The organism is Streptococcus anginosus (assembly GCF_900636475.1).
GTDB classification, from domain to species: Bacteria; Bacillota; Bacilli; order Lactobacillales; family Streptococcaceae; genus Streptococcus; species Streptococcus anginosus.
The window spans coordinates 1,241,168-1,265,993 of the sequence record NZ_LR134283.1 but is presented as its reverse complement, the minus strand read 5'-3'; the positions used below and the strand labels follow the sequence as shown (position 1 = coordinate 1,265,993).

General features: G+C 41.0%; 24 protein-coding genes, 2 pseudogenes and 1 riboswitch. Of the genes and pseudogenes, 15 read left to right on the top strand and 11 right to left on the bottom strand.

Going from position 1 to position 24,826, the window contains the following annotated elements; all coding sequences use genetic code 11:
- Window positions 1-4 precede the first annotated feature (4 nt).
- From EL079_RS06195 to EL079_RS06175, 5 genes are all read right to left on the bottom strand, one after another.
- The gene (locus EL079_RS06195) at window positions 5-913 is read right to left on the bottom strand and encodes an ATP-binding cassette domain-containing protein (RefSeq protein ID WP_003030520.1); all 909 of its coding nucleotides are present in this window, start codon (window positions 911-913) and stop codon (window positions 5-7) included.
- A 127-nt stretch (window positions 914-1,040) separates the two neighbouring features.
- Window positions 1,041-1,667 carry an alpha/beta fold hydrolase gene (locus EL079_RS06190; protein WP_003030552.1) on the bottom strand — a complete coding sequence of 209 codons (627 nt, stop codon included), beginning with the start codon at window positions 1,665-1,667 and terminating at the stop codon, window positions 1,041-1,043.
- A 209-nt stretch (window positions 1,668-1,876) separates the two neighbouring features.
- A complete protein-coding gene (locus tag EL079_RS06185) occupies window positions 1,877-2,530 on the bottom strand; it encodes an energy-coupling factor transporter transmembrane component T (RefSeq protein ID WP_003030511.1) in 654 nt (217 codons plus the stop codon).
- Complete coding sequence (locus tag EL079_RS06180; RefSeq protein WP_003030532.1) at window positions 2,527-3,861, bottom strand: ATP-binding cassette domain-containing protein; 1,335 nt, start codon at window positions 3,859-3,861, stop codon at window positions 2,527-2,529. Before EL079_RS06180 ends, EL079_RS06185 begins: the two co-directional genes overlap by 4 nt.
- Window position 3,862: 1 nt before the next feature.
- A complete protein-coding gene (locus tag EL079_RS06175; protein ID WP_003030526.1) occupies window positions 3,863-4,423 on the bottom strand; it encodes an ECF transporter S component in 561 nt (186 codons plus the stop codon).
- Window positions 4,424-4,505: 82 nt separating this feature from the next.
- Window positions 4,506-4,593: riboswitch (TPP riboswitch) on the bottom strand.
- A 265-nt stretch (window positions 4,594-4,858) separates the two neighbouring features.
- On the opposite strand from EL079_RS06175, the pseudogene metE reads away from it, so the two are divergent.
- From metE to EL079_RS06145, 6 genes and pseudogenes are all read left to right on the top strand, one after another.
- Window positions 4,859-6,900: pseudogene (gene metE, locus EL079_RS06170) on the top strand (5-methyltetrahydropteroyltriglutamate--homocysteine S-methyltransferase).
- A 313-nt stretch (window positions 6,901-7,213) separates the two neighbouring features.
- Window positions 7,214-8,068, top strand: a complete 855-nt coding sequence (gene metF / locus EL079_RS06165; protein ID WP_003030514.1) for a methylenetetrahydrofolate reductase [NAD(P)H] — start codon at window positions 7,214-7,216, stop codon at window positions 8,066-8,068.
- Window positions 8,069-8,291: 223 nt separating this feature from the next.
- A pseudogene (locus EL079_RS06160) lies at window positions 8,292-9,759 on the top strand (glycoside hydrolase family 1 protein).
- A 12-nt stretch (window positions 9,760-9,771) separates the two neighbouring features.
- The gene (locus EL079_RS06155; RefSeq protein ID WP_003030545.1) at window positions 9,772-10,614 is read left to right on the top strand and encodes a Cof-type HAD-IIB family hydrolase; all 843 of its coding nucleotides are present in this window, start codon (window positions 9,772-9,774) and stop codon (window positions 10,612-10,614) included.
- An 11-nt stretch (window positions 10,615-10,625) separates the two neighbouring features.
- Window positions 10,626-11,219, top strand: a complete 594-nt coding sequence (locus EL079_RS06150) for a histidine phosphatase family protein (RefSeq protein WP_003030523.1) — start codon at window positions 10,626-10,628, stop codon at window positions 11,217-11,219.
- Window positions 11,220-11,822: a histidine phosphatase family protein gene (locus EL079_RS06145; RefSeq protein ID WP_003030549.1), complete on the top strand. Its 603-nt coding sequence runs from the start codon at window positions 11,220-11,222 to the stop codon at window positions 11,820-11,822.
- A gap of 234 nt (window positions 11,823-12,056) precedes the next feature.
- On the opposite strand, the gene EL079_RS06140 is transcribed toward EL079_RS06145, so the two are convergent.
- From EL079_RS06140 to EL079_RS06130, 3 genes are read right to left on the bottom strand one after another with little or no spacing between them, the layout of a single operon-like run.
- Window positions 12,057-12,467 (bottom strand): hypothetical protein, encoded by a 411-nt coding sequence (locus tag EL079_RS06140; protein WP_018543672.1) that lies wholly within the window; start codon window positions 12,465-12,467, stop codon window positions 12,057-12,059.
- Window positions 12,442-13,347: a phosphodiester glycosidase family protein gene (locus EL079_RS06135; protein WP_003030515.1), complete on the bottom strand. Its 906-nt coding sequence runs from the start codon at window positions 13,345-13,347 to the stop codon at window positions 12,442-12,444. The genes EL079_RS06140 and EL079_RS06135 overlap by 26 nt, the downstream gene beginning before the upstream one ends.
- The gene (locus EL079_RS06130) at window positions 13,344-14,387 is read right to left on the bottom strand and encodes a bifunctional glycosyltransferase family 2/GtrA family protein (protein ID WP_018543671.1); all 1,044 of its coding nucleotides are present in this window, start codon (window positions 14,385-14,387) and stop codon (window positions 13,344-13,346) included. Before EL079_RS06130 ends, EL079_RS06135 begins: the two co-directional genes overlap by 4 nt.
- Window positions 14,388-14,654: 267 nt before the next feature.
- Here EL079_RS06130 and rpsF point away from each other — a divergent pair, with 267 nt between their 5' ends.
- From rpsF to rpsR, 3 genes are read left to right on the top strand one after another with little or no spacing between them, the layout of a single operon-like run.
- On the top strand, window positions 14,655-14,945 hold the full coding sequence (rpsF, locus tag EL079_RS06125; RefSeq protein WP_003026325.1) for a 30S ribosomal protein S6: 291 nt from the start codon (window positions 14,655-14,657) through the stop codon (window positions 14,943-14,945).
- Between the two features lie 11 nt (window positions 14,946-14,956).
- A complete protein-coding gene (locus EL079_RS06120) occupies window positions 14,957-15,448 on the top strand; it encodes a single-stranded DNA-binding protein (RefSeq protein ID WP_003030533.1) in 492 nt (163 codons plus the stop codon).
- A 36-nt stretch (window positions 15,449-15,484) separates the two neighbouring features.
- Window positions 15,485-15,724, top strand: coding sequence for a 30S ribosomal protein S18 (gene rpsR / locus EL079_RS06115; RefSeq protein ID WP_000068664.1), 240 nt, complete (start codon window positions 15,485-15,487; stop codon window positions 15,722-15,724).
- A gap of 179 nt (window positions 15,725-15,903) precedes the next feature.
- Here the strand turns inward: rpsR and EL079_RS06110 are convergent, their stop codons facing one another.
- Together EL079_RS06110 and EL079_RS06105 are read right to left on the bottom strand one after the other, a co-directional pair.
- On the bottom strand, window positions 15,904-16,581 hold the full coding sequence (locus EL079_RS06110; RefSeq protein ID WP_003030531.1) for a DUF1129 domain-containing protein: 678 nt from the start codon (window positions 16,579-16,581) through the stop codon (window positions 15,904-15,906).
- Between the two features lie 15 nt (window positions 16,582-16,596).
- Complete coding sequence (locus EL079_RS06105) at window positions 16,597-17,541, bottom strand: magnesium transporter CorA family protein (protein ID WP_003030529.1); 945 nt, start codon at window positions 17,539-17,541, stop codon at window positions 16,597-16,599.
- 122 nt (window positions 17,542-17,663) lie between these two features.
- On the opposite strand from EL079_RS06105, the gene uvrA reads away from it, so the two are divergent.
- The gene (gene uvrA / locus EL079_RS06100; RefSeq protein ID WP_003030542.1) at window positions 17,664-20,489 is read left to right on the top strand and encodes an excinuclease ABC subunit UvrA; all 2,826 of its coding nucleotides are present in this window, start codon (window positions 17,664-17,666) and stop codon (window positions 20,487-20,489) included.
- Window positions 20,490-20,526: 37 nt separating this feature from the next.
- Here the strand turns inward: uvrA and EL079_RS06095 are convergent, their stop codons facing one another.
- Window positions 20,527-21,282, bottom strand: coding sequence for a hypothetical protein (locus tag EL079_RS06095; protein WP_003030554.1), 756 nt, complete (start codon window positions 21,280-21,282; stop codon window positions 20,527-20,529).
- A gap of 158 nt (window positions 21,283-21,440) precedes the next feature.
- On the opposite strand from EL079_RS06095, the gene EL079_RS06090 reads away from it, so the two are divergent.
- The 5 genes from EL079_RS06090 (at window position 21,441) to EL079_RS06070 (ending at window position 24,728) form a co-directional block, all read left to right on the top strand.
- Window positions 21,441-22,502 (top strand): M24 family metallopeptidase, encoded by a 1,062-nt coding sequence (locus tag EL079_RS06090; protein ID WP_003030550.1) that lies wholly within the window; start codon window positions 21,441-21,443, stop codon window positions 22,500-22,502.
- Between the two features lie 58 nt (window positions 22,503-22,560).
- A complete protein-coding gene (efp, locus tag EL079_RS06085) occupies window positions 22,561-23,121 on the top strand; it encodes an elongation factor P (protein WP_003026309.1) in 561 nt (186 codons plus the stop codon).
- 109 nt (window positions 23,122-23,230) lie between these two features.
- The gene (locus tag EL079_RS06080) at window positions 23,231-23,620 is read left to right on the top strand and encodes an Asp23/Gls24 family envelope stress response protein (RefSeq protein ID WP_003026305.1); all 390 of its coding nucleotides are present in this window, start codon (window positions 23,231-23,233) and stop codon (window positions 23,618-23,620) included.
- The gene (gene nusB, locus EL079_RS06075) at window positions 23,613-24,038 is read left to right on the top strand and encodes a transcription antitermination factor NusB (RefSeq protein WP_003030524.1); all 426 of its coding nucleotides are present in this window, start codon (window positions 23,613-23,615) and stop codon (window positions 24,036-24,038) included. Before EL079_RS06080 ends, nusB begins: the two co-directional genes overlap by 8 nt.
- 216 nt (window positions 24,039-24,254) lie before the next feature.
- Entirely contained in the window at window positions 24,255-24,728 is a 474-nt protein-coding gene (locus tag EL079_RS06070) for a sigma-70 RNA polymerase sigma factor region 4 domain-containing protein (protein ID WP_003030979.1), read from the top strand.
- The last annotated feature ends 98 nt before the right edge of the window (window positions 24,729-24,826 follow it).

Sequence of the window (24,826 nt, the reverse complement as noted above, 5' to 3'; positions counted from 1 at the left end):
CTCCCTATTCTACCAAATCTGTAAAGTATTTTTCTAAATCTTGGCGAGCATAGTAAATTTCGTTAATGGTAACATTCTCTGCCCCTAGCGTTTGAACAATCTTGTTGATTTCGTGCGAGTGAGTGAAGATGTGTATTTCATCTGTCGCATTCACGACTTTGAGACGGTAGCCTAGTTGATCGTGGAGGATTTTGCTTGCTTTAGCGAGGTCACTTGTTTTCAAAACGATATAATCTTCATTTTCTTCTTCAAACTCTGCTTTAGTGATTTCTTTGATGAGATGACCATTTTCAATGATGCCGAATTTTGTAGCGACCAAGTATAGTTCGCTTAAAATATGACTGGAAATGATGAAAGTCATATTCAATTCTTCATTGAGACGCTGCACCAATTGCCGAAATTCTTTAATCCCGACGGGATCAAGCCCGTTAATCGGTTCATCCAAAATCATCAAATCTGGTTTTGATAGAAGTGCAATGGCAATGCCCAAGCGCTGTTTCATACCAAGAGAAAAATCTCGGAATTTTTTCTTACCAGTATTAGTCAAGCCCACATAAGAGAGAGTTTCTCGGATAACCTTGTCCGCATTTGGGATATGCCGTATCTTACAGCAATAGTTTAAGTTTTCATAGGCCGTCAAGTGATTGTAAGCAGCGGGTGCTTCAATGACAGAACCAACTCGCTTGAGAGCGTGCGTCCATTCGGAGTTATTAGAAGAGCCAAAGAGAGCGACCGTACCGCTATTGGGCTGAATCAACTGGGTAATCACTTTAATAAGCGTTGTCTTACCAGCTCCATTTTTCCCAATCAGACCGTAAATTTCTCCTTGTTTCACGGTGAGACTGACATCATTCAAAGCGAGTTGTTGTCCAAATCTCTTGCTGATGTGTTTCACATTTACAACAGTTTCCATAACATGACCTCCATTTTTTCTATCGTAGAGTTCTCCCTCTTTTCACTATTTAGTATACAAAATGCTTGTCAAATAAGTCTCAAGCAATTCTCAAATATTTCTAAAATTTAAAAAATCTGAGAAAACCTCAGATTTCACAATTTTGTAGGATAAATCTTTCAATCATAGCGGCCATTTCTTGAGGGTGGTCTGTGTTAAGTGTATGATTTCCACCTGAAAGTGTCACAAAATCTGCTTGTGGTAAAGCTGTAGCTAATTTTTTAGAGGAAGGCAGGTTAGGCCAATCTTTGCTGCCACAGATGATGAGGCTGGGAAGTTGTATTGCACTTAGTTGACTTGATAAATCTAAATTTTTCAAGTCTTTTAACAGGCCAACAAAAGATTTTTTATGAAGTCCCTCTTTTTTAAATAGAGAGTCTGGTAGGCAAGAGAAAATAAGCAGCTGGAGTTTATAGAGTAGATTGGAGCTTAGTTTATATTGAGTTCCTGATAAAACGAGTGCTTGGAGCTGAGGAAATTGTTGCCCCACCTTTAAGGCAAGAGTTCCACCGAGGGACAATCCAACTAGAACAAATGGTTCGTTGATGGCTTGAAGTTCCTGACAAAGGTGTTGTTCTAGCTGAGAGACTGTAATGATGTTGTTATTTGTGTAAAAGAGGTCTAAAGCCTCGGTGTCATATTGTGGCAGAAGTTCACGGACTTTATCCCAAGAGTGTTTATCCTGTCCAAGACCGTGTAAAAAAATGATTTTCATGAGTGATTCCTTTTTATTTTCAACAAAAGAGATGGGAACGATTGTAAGAGTAAACCTATTAAAATCTATCATAAATTGGATTACTTGATATCATTATAGCATAAAGAAGGTGCTTGTGTTGCGATAGAATTAGACGATGACCTACTTTAAATGGATAAAAAGACCTTCTAAAAAATAAAATTGATTGTAGTGTTTTTTGTATCAAATTCCTACTTTGGGATAAAAAGGGTTAGATTGATAAGGAGGAAAATCAAGAAGCAAGCAAGGGTGGTGCTTTTTGGTGTTTCTAAATGTCGGTAATAGCTTCGCTTGACAGTCTCATCAAAGCCGTGTGCATACATAGCTTCTACATAGGAATCTCGCCAGTTGAAAGCGATAAAAATTGCTTTGATATAAAAGATTGGCGACCAGAAATGTAAGGTTTTACCTCGCAAGAGACTAGCTTCGCGAACAGCTTGGATTTCTTTTTGAATGACTGGAATGGCGTTTAAGACAACGAGCAGTCCGTAGGTAAAATGACTCGGGAGCCCTTTTTGATGCCAGTAGCGCAAGAGTTGATTGAGATTGACGCCGTATAAAAAGGTCATTCCCAGAGCCGCTAAAGCAAAGGAACGTGTAAAAAGAACAATCGCTTGACTTTTGTCGCCGTGAAGCTGAATAGCCCAAAAATTTGCTAACGCCGGAAGCAATGGCAGAAGGAACACCCAGAAAATGCCCCACCATTTCCTAATATAAGTAAGGTAGATAAGTGTTCCTGCGACAATAGCGCAGTTGAGCCACGTTGATCTGATAAAGGAGATTTCTAATGTCAAGGCAATGAGAAGGAACACAAGTGCGAAGACATTTGTTTCTTCTTTTTTCATAGCGACCTCCTTTCTGTCAGCCCGTCGGACGTCAGCTCGACCAAATGATCACTAATGCCGTCCAAGGGCTCCAAACGATGAGAAATAATTATAAAGCTTTGTTGAGCAGCCTTGTCTTTAATCCAATTGGCAAAAAAATCACAGGATTTTTTATCTAAGCCAGTAAATGGTTCGTCCATGAGTATAACAGGGGTTTCCAAGGTCAAGATAGCCAATAATTGAATGATTTTTTTCTGCCCACCACTTAAGTGGAAAAGACTAGAATCCATTTTTCTGTCTAAACCAAATAAAGTTAAGGCTTCTTGTACCTTTGCTTGGTTTTCATTGGAAAGAGAGGGCAGGTTTAATTCCTCTGCGGGGGTCGTCCGAATGAATTGCTTTTCAGCATCTTGAACAACAGCAGTAATATGGCGATATAACTTCTTGTTCTTCTTAATTTTTCGGCCCTGATAACGCATACTGCCTTTGTATTTTTGCAATTGCAAAATGGCACGAAAGAGAGTGGACTTGCCGACACCGTTAGCTCCGATGAGAGTCGTAATACCTTGCTGAAAAGTAAAGTCCTCAATTGTAAAAAGTATTTTTTTGTCAAATTGACAGGAAACATGTTGCAATTGTAAGAGAGGACTTCGCTGGGTATTTTTACGTACCAGTTGATAGCTTGGGTGAGCCTTTTTTAAAAGAGCTACATCTTGTTCAAAAAGTTTCCCATTTTTTAATTCAACAAGACAGTCGACATAGTCAGCATAGAGGCTACGATCATGGTCACATAAAATAACGGTCTTCCCCATTTTTGTCAAATCTGCTAGTAAATGAATCAAGCGTTTGCGTGCTACTTGATCGACAGAAGCAAAGGGCTCGTCCAACAAAATAATTTGTGAAACCATAGCTAGCAGAATGGCTAGAGAAACTTGTTGTTTTTCTCCGCCAGATAAGGTCAGAAAATTACGATGGAGCAAGTGTTCCACTTTCCCAAGAGTGACAGCGTGCTTGATTTTTTCATCAATCTGTTCAGCAGGCGTTTGGAGATTTTCCAAGGTAAAAATCAATTCCTCATAAAGGGTTGTCATGGTGAATTGACGGCTTGGATTTTGAAACATCATACTAAGATAGGTAACTCGTTCATGAATCGGTAAATGAGACAGCAATGTATGACCTAACTTTACCTCTCCAGCGAAGTCTAATTCATTGAAATTTGTTAAAATCCGAAAAAGGGTTGATTTGCCAGCACCGGTATCACCAATCAAGAGTGTCATTTTTCCGGTTTCAAAGGTAAAGGTTAAGTCTTCAAAGACATCTCTAAGATAAATATGCTCTAATATTAATCCCATATTATTTACCAGCGGCTTGGTTAATCTTGTCATAAAGATTCATAATAATTTTAACTAGAACAGCGCAGAAGAAGAATACAGAGAAGAAGCGAACAATAAGCAATGCTAAGACAAAACCGGGTTTGAAAGCGTAGTAACCAATTTTGAAATATTCATAGGTAAAGCTCAAAAGGGTCGTACCAATGGCGCTGTAAGTAAGTGACAACCAATCATAACGTTTGTATCGTGTTGCTGCAAAACCAAGTTCACTACCAAACCCTTGAATGAGACCAGAAATCAAAGTGCTCATGCCAAATTGGCTACCATATAGTACCTCTGCGAGGGCTGCAAGTACTTCTCCAATCGTGGCGCTACCAGTTTTGCGAATGAGCATAGCTGACATAGGAGCTGCCATGCACCAAAGCCCGAACAAGACTTCATTGGCGAAAGGCTCCAAACCTGCCGGCGCTAAAATAGCTGTCAAAATGTTGTAAAGAAAACCTGAACCGACAAAAATCCCACCGAAAAGAATAGCTAAAAGAGCTAAGAGGACAACATCTCGTAAACTCCATTTTTGAAACATAAAAAACTCCTTCTAACAGAGCAGATGAGGAGTTTTAGCGCGACAAAATAAAATCTAATCACATAAATGATTAGAACGGTTTGGTCTTTCTTATACATTTCCCTGCGGCAGCATTAACTGCATCAGGTTCAATGGGTATAATCTCAGCCTCAGCACCCCAAATGTTCTTTGCTTTTTATTATGTTGTTATTCTAACATCTATTTTCAAAAATAGCAAGCAAAGGATTTTCAAAAATTTTAATGTATGCGGCTGCCATAGCCTTAAACTATATCAAATCATAAAATGTTAAACGACACGCGATGAAATCAACGTTAAATATATATTTGGAATCTTGTTATAGTTTTTAACTATAACAAGATTCCTAGAAATTCCAATTATACAGAGCTTAGATTTTCTGATAAGATAGGTTCGACAAGAAATTTTGGAGGATGACTATGTCAACTACGATTATTGACTTCCCGCGTTTGGGAGAATTCCGAGAATTAAAATTCACAACTGAAAAATACTTTAGGAATGAAATTTCAGCTCAGGAGCTTCTGGCTGCTGCCAAGGAGCTGCGCGCCAAGCACTGGAATATCGTCAAAGAGCACGGGATTACTGAAGTGCCGTCCAACGACTTTTCTCACTATGATAATGTTTTGGATGCCGCCTTCCTCTTTAACGTAGTGCCGTCCTCTGTTCAGGGCCTGGATCTGTCTGATCTGGAGCGTTACTTTGCCCTAGCCCGTGGCTACCAAGGAGAAAAAGGGGACGTCCGTGCCCTGCCCATGAAAAAATGGTTCAACACCAACTACCATTACATCGTTCCAAAGTTTGAAAAAGACACCGAGGTCAAACTGGCCGGTTACAAGATCTTTGATGAATTTGCTGAAGCTAAGGAACTGGGCCTCCTGACCTGTCCGCCGAAGAGAAGGCCCTCTTCCTAGACCTTTATAAGAAGCTATTAGCGGACAAGAAAGGCCTGGGAGTTCTGATCCAAACCTACTTTGGCGACATCCGTGACATCTATGCTGACCTAGTAGAGCTGCCAGTAGACGCCATCGGTCTGGACTTCGTCGAAGGCAAGAAAACCCTGGAGCTGGTCAAGTCCGGCTTCCCGGTCGACAAGACCCTCTATGTCGGAATTGTCAACGGTAAGAATATCTGGCGCAACAATTACGAAAAGAGCCTGGCTATCTTGGAGCAGGTTCCGGCTGAAAAGCTTGTGCTGACCAGCTCTTGCGCCCTGCTGCATGTACCTTTCACCACATCTAATGAAGACTTTGAAGAAGCCATCCTTAAGCACTTTGCCTTTGCGGCTGAGAAGTTGAATGAGCTCCGGGACTTGGATGCTATCCGCAATGACGGTGGTGCAGAAGCACTTGCTGCTAACAAAGCTCTCTTTGCAGCAGAGCGTGTTGGGCAAAATGCAGAGCTGGCTGCTCGCATCGCTGGCTTGACGGATGCGGACTACACTCGCCTGCCGATCTTTGCAGAGCGTGAGGAAATTCAGCACAAGGCGCTCAATCTGCCACCATTGCCGACTACGACAATTGGTTCCTTCCCTCAAACCAAGGAAGTTCGTGCCAAACGCTTGGCTTTCCGCAGGGGCGAGCTGTCAGCAGAAGACTATGACAAGTTCTTGGCTGATCAGATTGATGAATGGCTCAAATGGCAAGAAGAAGTTGGCTTTGACGTGCTGGTGCATGGTGAGTTCGAGCGTAATGACATGGTTGAGTACTTCGGTCAAAACCTGTCAGGTTACCTCTTCTCTAAGAATGGTTGGGTACAATCATACGGTATGCGTGGGGTGAAACCACCAATCATCTGGGGTGATGTGACTCGCCTTAACCCAATCACTGTTAAATGGGTCTAGCTATGCGCAAAGCCGTACTGACAAGCCGGTTAAGGGAATGCTGACGGGACCTGTAACCATCCTCAACTGGTCCTTCCCACGGGAAGATATTCCCATCAAGGACGAAGTTCTGGACCTGGAAGCTACCGGCGTTAAGATTATCCAAATCGATGAAGTTGCCCTGCGTGAAAGCTGCCGCTCCGTCGCAGCGACTGGTATGAAGACTATCTGGACTGGGCTATTCCGGCCTTCCGTCTGGTCCACTCTACCGTTGCACCGGATACGCAGATCCATACCTACATGTGCTACTCAGAGTTTACCGATATTATCTCGGCCATTGACAACATGGATGCGGATGTCATCTCCTTTGAGGCCAGCCGCTCCAATCTGGAAATTCTGGATGAGCTCAAGGGCAAGAACTTCCAGACAGAAGTGGGACCTGGAGTTTACGATATCCACTCTCCTCGTGTACCAAATGAAGGGGAAATCGACCACACCATCGAGGCCATCCTGGCCAAGGTGCCGAGCCGCAAGGTCTGGATCAATCCTGACTGCGGTCTGAAAACGCGTGGTATTACTGAAACCAAGGCCAGCCTGGTCCGTCGGGTAGAGGCAGCCAAGGCAGCGCGTGAAAAACTTTAATCAAAAAATAAGAGCTGACAGAAGGGAGGGCCTGCCCCTGCCCTTGCTGTCCTATACTCTTCGAAAATCAAAATGATACTTTGCCAGTTTCAACAGTCCAGTGGACTGTTGAAAGTTGCGGATAAAGGGAATGCAGTTCCTGTCAAAAACTGTCTGGGAGACTGTTAGAGGTTGCAAATAAAGAAAGCGAAGCTTTTCTCTTATGTAACTCCAGTGCTTTTAATGCAAACTAGGCTTGCTTTATCTGCAACCTCGCCTCGCTTTCGCGTCTAATTTTGATTTTCATTGAGTATTAGTAAAGGGATTGTAAAACATGTCTAGCCCAAGCCCGTCTCTCTCTTTTGAAGTATTTCCTCCCAATCCAGCAGTAGGCAATGAAAAGATTATGGCGGCCCTGAAGGAAATGCAGGATCTGGTGCCTCATTTCATCAGTGTTACAGCGAGTAATAATAAGTTCAATATTGAAGAAACAACGGTGCGTCTGGCGGACTTTATCCGCAATGACCTGCACATCCCGACCATTGCTCACCTGCCTGCGGTTTATCTGACTAAGGAAATGGTTACAGAAACTCTGACAGCACTTGATAAGGTAGGTGTTCATAAAGTATTGGCACTCAGAGGGGATATCCTCCCAGATGTGGAGCCCCAAAAGGATTTCGTCTATGCAACAGATTTGATTGAGTATATTAAGAAAGAAGCTCCTCACTTTGAGATTGTGGGGGCCTGCTATCCGGAAGGTCATCCGGACTCGCCCAATCAAATCTCAGATATCCAAAATCTCAAAAAGAAGGTGGATGCCGGCTGTTCCAGCCTTTTAACACAGCTTTTCTTTGATAATGAGAGTTTTTACGATTTTCAAGATAAATGTATCTTAGCAGGGATTGAGGTTCCTATTCATGCGGGGATTATGCCGATTTTAAACAGAAATCAGGTTCTTCGTTTGCTTAAAACCTGTGAAAACATTTATTTACCACGAAAATTTTGCTCTATTCTAGATAAATATGAACACGATCCAGAGTCGCTCAGAGCAGCAGGATTAGCTTATGCGATTGACCAAATTGTTGACTTAGTCACTCAAGATGTGGCAGGCGTTCATTTATATACGATGAACAATTCCGATACTGCTCATCGAATTTATCAAGCGACGCATACATTTTTTGATAAGTAAGCATGTCCTGACTTGTTTTGGGAACAGGATGTTCTGACCTTTGTTGTTCTGCAGTTGCAGCTAGAAACCTTGAAAGAGTGCTGAAAATGCGCTCTTTTTGGTTTTCTGATAGATAGGAAATATTAAATAATGAAAGAATAGTATCATTATCTCTGACTATTCTACAAGAAAAGGGTTTCAAAAAAGAGTATAATAGAAGTAATCAAAGAATGAGGTGAATGAAATGACAGAAAAACGGTTTCCGAATGGCTTTTTATGGGGTGGTGCGACTGCTGCCAATCAGTATGAAGGTGGCTGAAATTTAGGTGGGCGTGGTCCGGCTACATCTGGTACAGCTAAAGCAGTGCGACCTGAAGAACGTCAAAATTTAGAAGGTTTCTCTGCGCCCATGACCAAAGCAAAAGTAGAAGCTGCTCTTAATGACAAGGAAGGACTCTACCCTAAGCGCTGGGGCTCTGACTTTTATCATCATTACAAGGAAGATATTGCTCTTTTCGCGGAAATGGGCTTTAAAACCTTCCGCCTCTCTATCGCTTGGAGTCGAATTTTTCCCAAGGGAGATGAAACCCAGCCTAATGAAGAAGGGCTGGCTTTTTACGATGCAGTCTTTGACGAACTCTTGAAATATGGCATTGAACCTTTGGTGACCCTGTCGCACTATGAGACACCGATTCATTTGGCATTAGAGTACGGTGGCTGGAAGGATCGCCGAGTTATTGGCTTTTTCGAGCGCTATGTGCGGACAGTTTTTGAACATTATAAAAATAAGGTGAAATATTGGCTGACGTTTAATGAAATCAATATTATGGGCATTTCTGGCTATGTTGGAGGCGGACTGCTTTTTGAAGACGGGAAACAAAATTTCCAAGACTTGTATCAAGCAGCACATCACCAATTTGTAGCTAGCAGTTTAGCAGTCAAAGCAGCGCGAGAAATCAACCCAGACTTCAAAGTCGGTATGATGCTTGCTCGTATGCAAGCTTATGCGGCTACCTGCAATCCTTTGGATGTCATGGAGGAGATTCAGAAAGATCATGAAAATCTTTTCTTCTCGGATGTACAAGTCAGAGGGGAATACCCAAGTTATGCTCAACGCTTTTTCAAACAAAATGGTATTGAATTGCAGATAGAAGATGGTGACTTGGAGCTTCTAGCACAATACCCAGTTGATTTCATGTCCTTCAGCTATTACATGTCTTCTGTAGCGCGTGTTAAAGGAACAGAAGAAGGTGAAAGAACTGCAGGCTTTCTCTTTGGGTGAAAAAAATCCTTATCTAGAAGCCTCTGATTGGGGTTGGCAAATTGACCCAGTGGGTCTGCGCATTACCCTCAATAAGCTCTATGACCGCTATCAGGTTCCGCTTTTCATTGTAGAAAATAGATTGGGTGCTTTGGATAAAGTAGAAGCAGACGGCTCTATCCACGACAGCTACCGAATTGACTACCTCAAGGCTCACATTGAGCAAATGTATGAAGCGATTGAGGATGGAGTGGAGCTTATGGGTTACACGCCTTGGGGCCGTATTGACTTGGTTTCTGCTTCTACTTCTGAGATGAGCAAGCGTTATGGATTTATCTATGTGGATGCAGACGATGAGGGAAATGGAAGCTATGACCGCTCCCGCAAGGATTCTTTCTTCTGGTATCAGAAAGTGATTGAAACCAACGGGGCAGCGGCCTTGGAAGAATAGAGAGGTCAACAGATGAGCAGAAAAATTATCTTTTTAGATGTAGACGGAACTTTGGTGGATTATGACAATCGCATTCCAGAATCCGCTATCCAGGCTATTCGTCAGGCGAGGGAAAATGGGCATTTAGTCTATGTTTGTACAGGGCGCAGTAAGGCGGAAATGCCAGAGGAAATCTGGGCTGTCGGTCTAGACGGTATGATTGGCGGGAATGGTTCTTATGTGGAGCATGAAGGTCAGGTCATCATGCATCAGTTGATTCCTTTAGAGGTGGAAAAGAGAGTGGTAGACTGGCTGCATGAGAGAGGATTGGAATTTTATTTAGAAAGTAACAACGGTCTATTTGCTAGTGAGCATTTCCGTGATGCAGCGCGTCCGGTCATGAAACTTTATGCCAAGAAAAAAGGAAAAACAGATGCGGAAGTTGAACATCAAGAGGTTGAAGATGTGATGCACGGCATGGTCTTTGGTGGCGAGCTTTACCGAGATGATCTGAATAAAATCAGCTTTATTCTCACTTCTTATCAGGAACACTTGGACTCTAAGGAAGCTTTTCCAGAGCTCAAGGCTGGTACATGGGGTGGTCGTGGAGAGGAAGCTCTCTTTGGCGATCTAGGAGTTAAGGATATTACGAAGGCACATGCGATTGATGTACTGCTAGAGCATTTGGGGGCAAAAAAAGAAGATACAATTGCTTTTGGAGATGCCAAGATTGACATTCCGATGTTGGAATATTGTCAAATTGGGGTTTCTATGGGCAATGGCGGCCCAGAAATATTAGCCATGGCGGATATGGTGACAGATGATGTGGCCGAGGACGGTCTCTACAATGCCTTTGAAAAATTAGAACTTCTTTAGAGGAATATTTTATGACAAAAACACTTTATTTGATGCGACACGGACAAACTTTATTCAATAAGCGGCATCGGATTCAAGGCTGGTGTGACGCCCCTTTGACGGACTTAGGAGTGTATCAGGCTCAGGTGGCTAGGCAATATTTTAAAAATGCAGCAATTACGTTTGATGCGGCTTACAGCTCAACATCTGAGCGAGCTTGCGATACTTTAGAAATTGTTACAAATGGTAGTCTTCCTTATCAGCGAGTTAAAGGCCTCAAGGAATGGAATTTTGGAACCTTTGAAGGAGAAAGTGAAGACCTCAATCCTCCTTTGCCATATGAAGATTTTTTTGTGACCTATGGTGGCGAATCTCAAGACCAAGTTCGAGAGCGCACGGCTGCAACCATCCTACAGCTCATGCAAGAAACGAAAGGCAAGTCTGTTCTCATGGTATCTCACGGTGGTGCTATGGCTAATTTTGCTCGTGCTTGGAAAGATAATTGGCAACTGGATGAGTTGGGTCACATGACAAATTGTGGTATTTTGAAGTTTACTTTTGAACATGACCAATTTTACCTAGAAGAAGTGATTGGTCACGATTTTAGCGGCTGGGAGGAAGCGTAAATGAAAGATTTATATCTAATGCGGCATGGTCAAACTTTTTTCAATCAAGAAGGGTTGGTGCAAGGAGTGTGTGATTCACCGCTGACTGATTTAGGTATAGAGCAAGCCAAGCAAGCGCGAGCTTTTTTCGAGAAAAATGGCATTGAATTTGGCGGTATCTACTCTTCCACTCAAGAGAGGGCTTCTGATACCTTGGAAATTGTGACTGGTCGAACAGATTACACCCGTCTCAAGGGGGTGAAAGAGTGGAATTTTGGACTTTTTGAAGCTCAGCCAGAAAGATTGCAGCCCAAGTTTCGAGCTGGTGCGGTGTCTTTTGAAGATTTATACGTGCCTTATGGGGGTGAAGATGTGGCTCAAGTAGGAGAACGCATGCTGACCTCTCTGACAGAAGTCATGAAAAAAACGCCTGCTGTTGAGAATCCAACATTGGTCGTCAGTCACGGTGGCGCTATGTGGGCTTTTTATCTAAAAGTAGGCTATTTGCCTGATCCTAATATTTATTTCAGTAACTGTGCCATTTGTCATTACCAATATGAAAACGACCAGTTTCTGCTTCGACAAGTTATTGACCCATTGGCTAAAACGGTCTATGACTTGTAACGGCAACTTACTTATTATCGCTTAATCTCTTATAGAGAAAATAGCATAGAGTGACTGTTTAATAGTTGAATAAAAGAAAGAAAATGATGACCAAAACCATCATTTTCTTTCTTTTTATATGTAATTTCTCAAATTTCCTTTTTCTGTAGGTGATTGCATTAGTAAACTATCCTGAGCTCAAGTATTTTACGAAAAATCTCGAAGAATTTTTCGAGATCTGCAATATTATAAAAGCTATTCTTCTGTCACCCACACGCTTCTGGTGAAGATCATGGAGAGTAGGGCTAATCCAGCAAGTCCTACTCCTACGTACCAGTAGGGGAGGTCCATTGTGGTGGAGCGTCCAGACAGGTTGACAATGCCACGAAAGAGAACGCCAGTAGCAATGGTTGCAACCGCAGAATTCCAAAGATTGAGACTGAGCCGTGAAAGATTAGGAATCATTTTTTGGAAAATCAGAAGCACCACTCCTCCTATTAGCGGCACTCCAAAGAGATAATGCATATAAACTGAAGTCTCACCAAAGCTGAAGTGCTCGTAAATACGACTAAAAATGAAGAAAAATACTGTGATTAAGGCATAGACAACGGCTGTCTTTTTGAACCGTTTCTTGCTTGCTTTAGTAACCGATGTAGACAATGTCACTCACCGCCCTTTCTGAAATTGTTCCGTTTGTTGTTGGTTTATTGATGACTTTTCCATTAAAGTAAAGAGTAGACGAACCACCGCCATCCAGATTGTAAGCAGTTTTAACACCATAGGATTTCATCACCTGAGCTAGTTGGTAAAGAGACAGGCCTTGACTTTCAGATGTTCGGCCGTCTGATACAACGATAATATAGTGATTTTTGTCAATCATTCCAATAGCTGTACGCGGATTGGAAGACATGGATTGCCCCACTTCCGAATTGCTTGAAACAGCAATCTTACCGTTTTCAACTAAAGTTGGACCAAAAGCGAGAAGGTTTACAACACCTTTTTTAACCAAGTCATCAGCAGAAACATCATTTTCGTAAACAATTCCGAAGCTCCCATCTTTATAAATTGCTAAGTCACCATTACTAGCATCTTCACGAACGGTATTTCGATAGACAACACCATTGCGGATGACATAGCCAGTCGTGTTGGCTCCGTAGTAGTCTCCGTTGATAGCAAGAATGGCGTTGTTATTGGCTGCTGTGACAGAAGTCTTAGCAGTCACGTTATTTCCATAAGTATTTTGCGCTAGAGCGGTTTTGAGATATTCAGGCGAGCTGACCGTAATATCTGCAATGTATACTTTCGTGTTGCTGACGGTTTTTGTAGTAATCTTTACTGAAATATTATCGTCTTTATAGCTCGTATCAGTCGTTGTGGCATTTGTTGTGGCTTCAGCAGCAGTTGTACTTGTCGAGCTTGAAGAAGATTTTACAGTTGTAATAGACTCTGACAAGACAAAGGTTTTTAGCATTGAATAGGTAAATGATCCTGTTAGCAAAATACCAAAGAGACTGGCATAAGCATAGGATTTTTTAAATAATTTCATAATAAGGTATGAGTCCTTTCCTTGAAAATAATTTTTTTTTGCACGAGCCAAGATAGGCAAAAGAGCAACGCTCCGACAATGATTTTAACAATCAGCAAATTGAGACCGAAGATGGCATAAAAGAGTCTAATCAAAAGGGTGTCAAGGATAAACAGGCCCAAGGCTAAACCGAAATAACCAGTCCCTGTTTTGGCGACACTGTCTTTATTTTTAAAGACCAGTTTTTTATTTGCGGAATAATTGAAAATCGAGCTCGTGACACGAGCCACTCCGTTTGCCAGTAAAATTTTGAGACTAGTTGGTACCGCAGCAAGCACCAAAAGGGCTAGCGCATAGACGATATAGTCAACCAAAAAACTACTAATTGAAGAAAGAGCAAATTTAAACATATCTTTATAAATCATAAGCCCATCTCGTACCGGTCTAAAGTGAGAAGCTTGATTGTCATTGATATAAACCGTCTCAATTGGAACTTCAATGATAGGGTATTCTTTGGAAGCAGCTAGTAACATATTCATTTCATATTCATAACGCTGCCCTTCAACCTTCAACATAAATGGAATCATGTTGGTTGTAAATCCGCGAAGTCCTGTTTGGGTGTCTGTCACGGAAACACCAGTCTGTTGCTTAAACAGAAATCGTGTTAATTTATTTCCAAAAGCCGAACGTAAAGGAACGTTGCCAGAAAAAGATCGAGTTCCCAAAATCAACCGATTAGGGTTTTCTTGAGCCTTTTTGCTCACTCGGAAAATATCCCAAAGTTTGTGTTGACCGTCTGCATCAGCTGTGACCACTGCCCCATATTGACCTAAGGAATCAATATAAGAAAAAGCTGTTTTCAGCGCTTGCCCTTTCCCTTGATTTGTTGTATGGCATAGAATAGTAGCATATTTCTGTGCTTCTCGAAAAATGGAATCATCGTTAGCTGGACTGCCGTCATTTACCACGATGATTTGCAGCGAACTCTTTTCCTTCACCTTTTGCAACAAATGAATAAGATGAAGGTCAGGTCTGTATGCGGGAATGACTAAATAGTTCATGTGTTTACTCCTTTCTTAGAAAAGTGATAGAAAATTTACACAACAGTATATAGAGCATAGCTTAAAACTAACTGATATCAGCTTTTTTTAAGGTTTTGAAGTGGAATGGGTAATGGAGTATAGGGAAAAACTGTGCTTTTTACAAAAACAAAAATCGAATTTTTCTTGCTATTTACCAGAATGTTTAGTATAATAGTTATTCGTGAGAAAACCTCACTTACCCCTTGCAATGTCTGGGGGTCATTAGACCAAAAGGAGGAAAAATCAATGGCTAAATACGAAATTCTTTATATTATTCGTCCAAACATTGAAGAAGAAGCAAAAAACGCTTTGGTAGCACGCTTTGACTCTATCTTGACTGACAACGGTGCAACTGTTGTTGAATCAAAAGACTGGGAAAAACGTCGTCTTGCATACGAAATCCAAGATTTCCGTGAAGGACTTTACCACATCGTGAACGTTGAAGCTGAAGATGCTGTCGCTTTGAATGAATTTGACCGTCTTTCAAAAATCAACGCTGACATTCTTCGTCACATGATCGTCAAACTTGACGCATAAGAAGGGTTACTATGATAAATAACGTTGTACTTGTGGGTCGTATGACCCGAGATGCCGAACTTCGCTATACTCCGCAAAATCAAGCGGTCGCAACTTTTACTCTTGCTGTCAATCGCAACTTTAAAAATCAAAGTGGCGAGAGAGAAGCAGATTTTATCAACGTTGTGATTTGGCGTCAGCAGGCAGAAAATCTTGCAAATTGGGCTAAAAAAGGAGCCCTTATCGGAATTACTGGTCGGATTCAAACGCGTAACTACGAAAATCAGCAAGGTCAACGTGTCTATGTGACAGAAGTCGTGGCGGATAATTTCCAACTATTGGAAAGCCGTGCTAGTCGTGAAGGTCAATCTTCTGGTGGCTATGCTTCCAACAACTTCGGAAATTCATCTTCCAATTTTGGGAACGCAACTTCTGCCAACCAAGTACCTAACTTTTCTCGTGATGAAAATCCATTTGGGAATACCAATCCAATGGATATCTCAGATGACGATCTACCATTTTAATGGACAAACAGAATAAATATATAAAGGAGAAAGAACATGGCTCAACAACGTCGTGGCGGATTTAAACGCCGTAAAAAAGTTGATTACATCGCAGCAAACAAGATTGAATATGTTGATTACAAAGATACTGAGCTTCTTAGCCGTTTCGTTTCAGAACGTGGGAAAATCCTTCCTCGTCGTGTAACAGGAACTTCAGCTAAAAACCAACGTAAAGTAACAACAGCTATCAAACGCGCTCGCGTAATGGCTTTGATGCCTTTCGTAAACGAAGACTAAAATATAAAAATGAGCATGAATTTCATAAAATCATGCTCATTTTTTAAAACTCAATCAGCAATTAAATAGGTTGCTTTTCTTATGCTCAAAATTGTTTGAAACGGTTGTCAAAAATACTTATTAGATCTTATTAAAACATCCACCTGTTGAAACAAGCGGATGTTCAAATAAAAATATGACTAAAGTTGTCTTGGTGCGGTTAAAGCACTGCGGATATTGAATTTCTTTTTGAGATAGAAACGAAGTGCCAAAGTTCCTCCACCAAACACAAGGATAAATAAGTTCGGCAGTTTTGGATTTAAAACTGCTGGCAACAGGAAGGTTGTTCCGTAAAGAACAACAGCCCACAAAATCGTAGCAGCTGAAATGATAAGGAGCGATTTGAAAAATGGTGGTTTTTGACTTTGGTCTTGGTCAGCATAATAAAAGCGGTAAATAAAGTAATACATTCCGTAAAATACGAGTGCCCCCACCGCGCTACCAAGTACAATCGTCACAATACCATAATTGCTAGGATTTTTGGAGAATAAGTTAACACTACTATTTAAGATAGTAAATAAACTAAAGACAAATAAGAAAGCATCCATAATCATGAGATACGGATTGGTATTTTCTTTGATAGTTTGAGCTTCTTTTTGTTTTGCTTCTGAAAAATTCGCTGCCCAAACAGTAGGTGCTCCATAAAATCCGCGAGCGGTGATGCCTTTTGCTTGATTTTCAAGAATGGTTGGGATAATTTCCTCTAGCAAGACTTTGATTTCGTCGTCTGTCTTTCCGTCTTTAATGAGTTGATGGGTTGCGATGCGGATGAATTCTTGATTCTTTTTGCTGAGTTTATCCAAAGAAACTTGTGTCATAAGATCTCCTTTTAATTAGAATAATTTTTTGTGAATAAGGTAAACAGTCAGGGAAACACTTATCGCAAAGGCGATAAAAATAATAATCCAAAAAGCGTGCGGTTCCCCGTTGAGTGGTAAGTCATTGTTTTTGAAGTTCATTCCATAGGCTGAAAAAATCATGGTTGGAATGGACATGACAATCGTCACCAAAGCCAGAGCTTTCATGATGTTGTTTTGATTATTTGAAATGATAGAAGCAAATGTATCGGTCATGCTGTGCAAGATATTTCCATAAATATCTGCCATCTCAATCGCCTGCTGGGTCTCGATGAGTGTATCTTCCAGCAAGTCCTCATCTTCTAAATATTTCTTAATATTGCTTGTAGCGCTAGTTAATTTTTTAATCACACGCTCATTGGTTTTTAAGGACGCTTTGAAATAGACAATCGTTTTTTCAAGCTCCATGAGTTCAATCAATTCTTCATTGCGAGTGGATTTGTGCAGTTGACTTTCGATTTGTTCGCTTTTACGATCAATGGAACGAAGCGCTGTCAAATACAGCTCGGCGTTTCGATAAAGAATTTGGAAAATAAAGCGAGAACGCATGAAAGTATAGAAATTACGCAGCCGTCGATTGATAAAAATATCCAATAAAGGAAGCTTTTCCAAACAGGTGGTAATAATCGCCTCTTCGGTAATGATAATCCCTAGAGGAATAGTCACATAATAAGTCTGATTATTTCGTTCTTCTGTAATTGGAACATCCACGATAATCAGGGTGTACTCATCTTCGATGGTGACACGAGACATTTCTTCTGCATCGAGCGGCGCCCTCAAGTCGGTAATGTCAATATCAAAAGCGTTGGCAATTTCAGTAGACTCGCTTTGAGAAGGGTTGACTAAATTGATCCAAGTCCCCGACTCAAGCGTATCAATTTCTTTAAATTCAGTTGTTGTCGATAGAAAGACTTGTTTCATATTTTCCTCCTTCAGTTATTTGCACACCGTACTATTATACTATAAATTTCCGAGTTTTTGGGTAAAAGATTGCAGAAAATTTTGTTATAATAGAAAGAAGTTTAAAATAAAGTGTGGTAAGAATGCAGGATAAAATTATCATTCATGGAGCGCGAGCTCATAATCTAAAAAATATTGATGTCACGATTCCGCGAGACAAGCTGGTTGTCGTGACTGGTTTGTCTGGTTCAGGCAAGTCTAGTCTCGCTTTTGACACTCTCTATGCAGAGGGACAACGGCGCTATGTAGAAAGTTTGTCTGCCTATGCCCGTCAATTTTTGGGCAATATGGAAAAACCAGATGTGGATTCAATTGACGGTCTTAGCCCTGCTATTTCCATTGACCAAAAAACGACCAGCAAGAATCCGCGGTCAACAGTCGGAACAGCTACAGAGATCAATGATTACCTCCGTTTGCTTTATGCGCGTGTGGGAACTCCATATTGTATCAATGGGCATGGAGCTATTAAAGCTTCTTCTGTAGAACAAATCGTCAATCAAGTTTTGGAATTACCCGAACGTCAGAGATTACAAATTCTAGCGCCAGTTATACGTAAGAAAAAAGGACAGCACAAGACAATCTTTGATAAAATTCAAAAAGATGGATATGTTCGGGTGCGCGTGGACGGAGATATTTATGATGTCACAGAAGTTCCAGAGCTTTCTAAAACGAAAAAACACGATATCGAAGTAGTGGTGGACCGAATTGTTATTAAGGACGGTGTACGCAGTCGGTTGTTTGATTCGATTGAAGCAGCCTTAAGAATTGCGGACGGTTACGTGGTGATCGATACGATGGATGGAAAGGAATTACTCTTTTCCGAGCATTATGCTTGTCCAGTCTGTGGCTTTACGGTACCTGAGTTGGAACCTCGCCTCTTTTCTTTTAATGCACCATTCGGCTCTTGTCCTGATTGTGACGGTCTGGGTGTGAAGTTGGAAGTGGACTTGGATATGGTGGTTCCTGACAGTAGTAAAACCTTGCGGGAAGGCGCCTTAGCTCCGTGGAATCCTATTTCTTCAAATTACTATCCTCAAATGCTAGAGCAGGCAATGACGGAATTTGGTATTGATATGGATAAGCCATTTGAGGACCTGACAGAAGACGAGCGGCAGCTGATTTTCTTTGGCTCTGAAGGGCGAGAATTTCATTTCCATTATGAGAATGAATTTGGTGGTGTGCGAGATATTGACATTCCTTTTGAAGGCGTCGTGACCAATATCAACCGTCGCTACCATGAGACCAATAGTGATTTCACCCGTACCCAGATGCGGCTTTATATGAATGAGCTGACGTGTGCAAGCTGCCATGGTTATCGATTGAATCCACAAGCCTTGTCTGTTAAAGTGGGGGGTGAAGGTGGTCTTAATATTGGGCAAGTATCTGATTTGTCTATTGCAAATCATTTAGAATTACTTTCTCATCTGACTTTGACTGAAAATGAAGTGGCCATTGCAACGCCGATTATCAAAGAAATCCGAGATCGCTTGACTTTTCTTCATAATGTCGGACTTAATTATTTAACTCTGTCTCGGTCTGCGGGAACATTGTCGGGTGGGGAGAGCCAGCGGATTCGCCTGGCCACTCAAATTGGTTCCAATCTCAGTGGTGTTCTTTATATCTTGGATGAGCCCTCTATTGGTCTTCATCAGCGGGATAATGATCGCTTGATTGCCAGTCTCAAGAAAATGCGTGATTTGGGCAATACTCTGATTGTTGTTGAACATGATGAGGACACCATGCGTGAAGCTGATTGGTTAATTGATGTTGGACCTGGAGCTGGTGTTTTTGGTGGTGAAATTGTTGCGGCAGGAACTCCAGAACAAGTTGCGAAAAACAAAAAATCCATTACAGGTCAATACTTGTCAGGCAAGCGTAAGATTGAAGTTCCTCTGAAGCGTAGAGTTGGAAATGGGCGCTTTATCGAAATCACAGGTGCGCAAGAGCACAATTTACAAAATATCACAGCGCGTTTCCCGTTAGGAAAATTTATAGCCGTGACAGGCGTTTCGGGCTCTGGCAAGTCTACTCTGGTTAATTCGATTTTGAAAAAGGCGATTGCGCAAAAGCTCAATCGAAATTCAGATAAACCGGGGAAATTTAAAAAGATTTCAGGCATTGAGCATATCGATCGTTTGATTGATATTGACCAGAGCCCGATTGGCCGAACACCAAGATCCAATCCAGCGACGTATACTGGCGTTTTTGATGACATTCGCGACCTCTTTGCTAAGACCAACGAAGCTAAGATTCGTGGGTATAAAAAAGGGCGTTTCTCTTTCAATGTGAAGGGGGGACGCTGCGAGGCCTGCTCTGGGGATGGGATTATCAAGATTGAGATGCACTTTTTACCAGATGTTTATGTTCCTTGTGAGGTTTGCCATGGAACACGGTACAATAGTGAAACCTTGGAAGTGCATTATAAGGAAAAGAATATCGCACAAGTTTTGGATATGACGGTCAATGACGCAGTCGAATTCTTCAAACATATTCCGAAAATCGAGCGCAAATTACAAACGATTAAAGATGTTGGGCTAGGTTATGTAACTTTGGGACAACCTGCCACAACTCTGTCTGGTGGGGAGGCTCAGCGGATGAAACTAGCCAGCGAACTTCACAAGCGCTCAACAGGTAAGTCTTTCTATATTCTGGATGAACCAACTACAGGTCTGCACACGGAGGATATTGCGAAACTTCTCCAAGTGCTATCACGTTTTGTAGACGATGGCAACACGGTTCTCGTCATCGAACATAATTTGGACGTTATTAAGACGGCCGATCACATTATTGACCTTGGACCAGAAGGTGGTATTGGTGGAGGTACTATTATTGCTACTGGTACACCAGAAGAAGTAGCTGCAAACTCTGCTAGCTATACTGGCCAGTATCTAAAAGGAAAGTTAAAATAAGATTTAAAAGACTCTGCTTTTTTAGGCAGAGTCTTTTTTATAATAAATTACGAATTTTTTCTTTTATAAATGGGTTAAGAGAATAGTGTTTATCCAGATATTCTAGGAGTGCTTGAGCAGACTCAGAAATGCGTTCGTAACCTTGCAAAAAGTGAGGCAATTGCTTGGCTTCCTTTGGATAACCTTCTTCAAATCGTCTGTTGGTATTAAAGACATCTATAAAATTAGATTTAGAAGTTGTTTCCAAACTGATTAGTTCAGTCCAAAGTTTGACGGATCTGTTTTGGATGAAATCATAAGCAGCTAATTTTTCGCCTCGCTGATAGCGACCTAGCCCTAAATATAGATTACATGAAATTTCTCCCAACAGCCATTCACGGTCTCTGTTTTCTTTTGATGGCAGTCTTTGTGGCTGACAGATTGTTTCATCAAAACCGACCTCCTTCCAGATAATCTTGCCTTCAGCAAAGGGAATGTTTACTAGTTCATGAGCTTCAAAGACAGCAAATTCACAAAAAACATCATCTTCAAATAGAACTTTATGTCCATCCACTGTATTTTGGTAGTGAAATGCAATTGGTTTTAGCTTACTTAACCAGGTTAGGTCTTGGATATAGGTCTGCTTGTAACCATCTTTTACAATAACAAAGAAGTCTAAATCTGAGTACTGATCCAATCGTTCTCTTTCTGTTCCGCAAGAACCAAGTGCCAGCAAAGCTAGTGCTTCTTTCGAATCTTTTAGAGACTGACCAATCTCATCTAGTCTTTGTAACAGTAATTCAGTTTTATTCATATCGTTACCTCATTCTTTCTTATTTAACAAAAATTATACATTAATTGTACATTTAGCGCTTTCAAATGTCAATTTCATCTAATCCTAACTATATAGATTGTATTATTTTCGGTATTTTTTTGCTATAATAAATTGAATCATTTTACGGAGGTTTTCTCATGTTATCAAGAGTTGAAAAATTTGAAGTAGCCTTAAAACAGACAGAGCGTGATGCTGTCTTGGTAACCAATTTGAAGAATATTTACTATCTGACGGGTTTTAGCGGAACAGAAGCAACTGTTTTTATCAGCAAGAATCGCCGAATTTTTCTGACCGATTCACGCTATACCTTGATTGCCAAAGGTGTGGTAAAAGGTTTTGATATTGTCGAAACACGTGATGCTTTGTCAGAAATTGCGAAGATCATTGCAGATGATAAAATAAAGACTATTGGATTTGATGACGAAATTTCTTATCGTTATTTCAAAACTCTCGAAGAACTTTTTTCAGATTATAAGCTGACAGCAATGACTGCTTTCATTGAAAATCTACGCATGATCAAAGATGAAGGAGAAATTGCCACGATTCGAAAAGCTTGTCAAATTTCTGACCAAGCCTTTCTAGATGTCTTGGATTTTATCAAGCCGGGGCAAACAACGGAGCTACAAGTCATGAACTTTTTAGATGCTCGCATGCGGCAGCTTGGCGCGTCAGGAGCCTCTTTTGACTTTATTATTGCATCAGGTTATCGCTCTGCTATGCCGCACGGAGTAGCTAGCGAGAAGGTCATCCAAACAGGTGAAACCTTGACAATGGATTTTGGTTGTTATTATAATCACTATGTTAGCGATATGACGCGAACTATTCATGTTGGTCATGTGACGGATGAAGAGCGCGAGATTTACGATATTGTATTACGGAGCAACCAAGCTCTGATTGAAGCGGCGAAAGCTGGTGTGAGTCGTATTGAGTTTGATCAAGTACCGCGTAAAGTGATTAACGATGCAGGTTACGGACAATATTTCACACACGGGATTGGGCATGGGATTGGTCTTGATATTCATGAGATTCCTTATTTTGGGAAATCCTCTGAGCCGATTGAAGCAGGTATGGTCTTAACAGATGAGCCAGGTATTTATTTGGACGGAAAATACGGTGTGCGGATCGAAGATGACATTCTCATCACAGACACAGGCTGTGAGCTTTTAACGCTTGCACCGAAAGAGTTAATTGTTATTTGAGAATTGTCAATGTTTATGATAAAATAAAGAGAAATCTATTTTAAAAGAGGTAATAATAATGATTGAAGCAAGTAAGCTGAAAGCTGGTATGACGTTTGAAACAACGGACGGAAAATTGATTCGTGTCCTTGAAGCAAGCCACCATAAACCAGGTAAAGGGAATACTGTTATGCGTATGAAATTACGGGATGTACGCACAGGTTCAACTTTTGATACAACTTACCGCCCAGAAGAAAAATTTGAACAAGCGATTATCGAAACTCGCCCAGCACAATACTTATACCAAATGGACGACACAGCCTATTTCATGGATACAGAGTCATTTGAACAATATGAAATCCCAGTAGCAAATGTAGAGCAAGAATTGAAATTTATTCTTGAAAATTCAGAAGTGAAAATTCAATTTTACGGAAGCGAAGTTATCGGTGTTACAGTTCCAACGACTGTAGAATTAGTCGTAACAGATACACAACCTTCTATTAAAGGAGCAACGGTGACAGGTTCTGGTAAGCCTGCTACTCTTGAAACAGGTCTTGTGGTCAACGTACCGGACTTTATCGAAGTTGGACAAAAATTGATTATCAATACGCAAGAAGGAACCTACGTTTCTCGTGCATAATTTATGCTGAGAACTAAAAGTTCTTGAATTACTATAAAACATAGGCTCAGAGCCTGATAAAAGTTATTTAGGTTTCTGAACGTTTTTGTGTCTTAAGAAAGGACAAGTTATGGCAACTGAACAATTAGGCGAAATCGTTATCGCACCACGTGTCTTAGAAAAAATTATTGCCATTGCAACAGCTAAAGTGGACGGTGTTTACTCTTTCGCAAATAAAAGCATGTCTGACAGCCTTGCAAAACGCTCTTTAGGACGTGGCGTCTATCTTCATACCGCCAGTGACGGCGAAATAACTGTTGACATTTATTTATATTTAGAATATGGTGTAGGGGTTCCAGCAGTAGCTGTTGCTATTCAAAAAGCCGTTAAAAGTGCTGTTTCTGATATGGCAGAAGTTGAATTATCCGCAGTGAACATCCATGTAGCGGGTATTGTGCCTGAAAAAACACCAAAACCAGATTTAAAAGATTTGTTCGATGAGGATTTCCTCAATGACTGATGTACAACTGGAAGCAAGAAGAGAACTACGTGAACGTGCATTTCAAGCATTAATGAGTTTGGAATATGAAAAAGACATTGTAGAAGCGTGTCGTTTTGCATATCTCTATGATAAAGATATGACAAACGATTCTGATGTGGAAATTCCAGCCTTTTTATTGAACCTTGTCATGGGTGTTGAACAGTCTAAAAACGAGTTGGATGACAAGCTTAGCCAGTACCTAAAAGAAGGTTGGACTTTGGAACGTCTTACATTGATAGAAAAAAATATTCTTCGCTTGGGATTGTTTGAGATGACAGAGTTTGATACCCCTCAACTAGTCGCAATCAATGAAGCAATTGAGCTATCTAAGAAATTCTCAGATGAAAAATCGAGCAAGTTTATCAATGGTATTTTAAGTAAATTTGTTATAGAATAATTTTTAAGAAGAAATGAATATAGAATTGAGAGGACGAATTTCGTTCTCTCTTTTTCAATTTTTTTCGCTGAACAGTTTCAGAAAACCTCTGAAGTGACAGGGATGCTGCTCACGAGACCCAGAAGAGATGCACTAAGATAAAAAATAGATAGAAGAAAACCAAAGGGTTCTCCTTCATGCTATCCTTAAGAGGTAAGAGCAAGGAAGGAGAAGGAAATGGAGTTCAAGGAGTTATATGGCAAGGTGAGAGGAATTGTGCTGAAGTGTCGGAGGGAATATTATGTCCACCTGTGGGAATTAAGCGATTGGGAACAAGAGGGCATGTTGGTGCTCTATCAGTTGGTGAGTCGCTATCCGCAGCTAGTAGAAGAAGATCATCAGCTCTATGTTTACTATAAGACCAAGTTCCGCAATCATATCCTGGACATCCTCCGTAAACAGGAAAGCCAAAAACGCAAACTCGACCGACAAGCTTATGAAGAAGTGAGCGAGATTGGTCACAAGCTCAGCCTGAAAGAGTTGTATCTGGATGAACTGGTGATTCTCCGGGACCAGCTAAAGAGTTACCAATCTCAACTGAGTCCAGAGAAACAAGAACAGTACGAGCGCTTACTAGCCGACGAACGGTTCAAAGGCCGCCAAGCGATGATTCGAGAATTAAGAGCCTACTTAAAAGACTATAGCGATTAAACTAAGTCAGAACTTTTCTTTTTCAAAGGTCACAAAAAACAAGAAAAATAAAAAAAGATGAAAAAAGGTATTGACAAGAAGAGGAGGAGGTGATATAC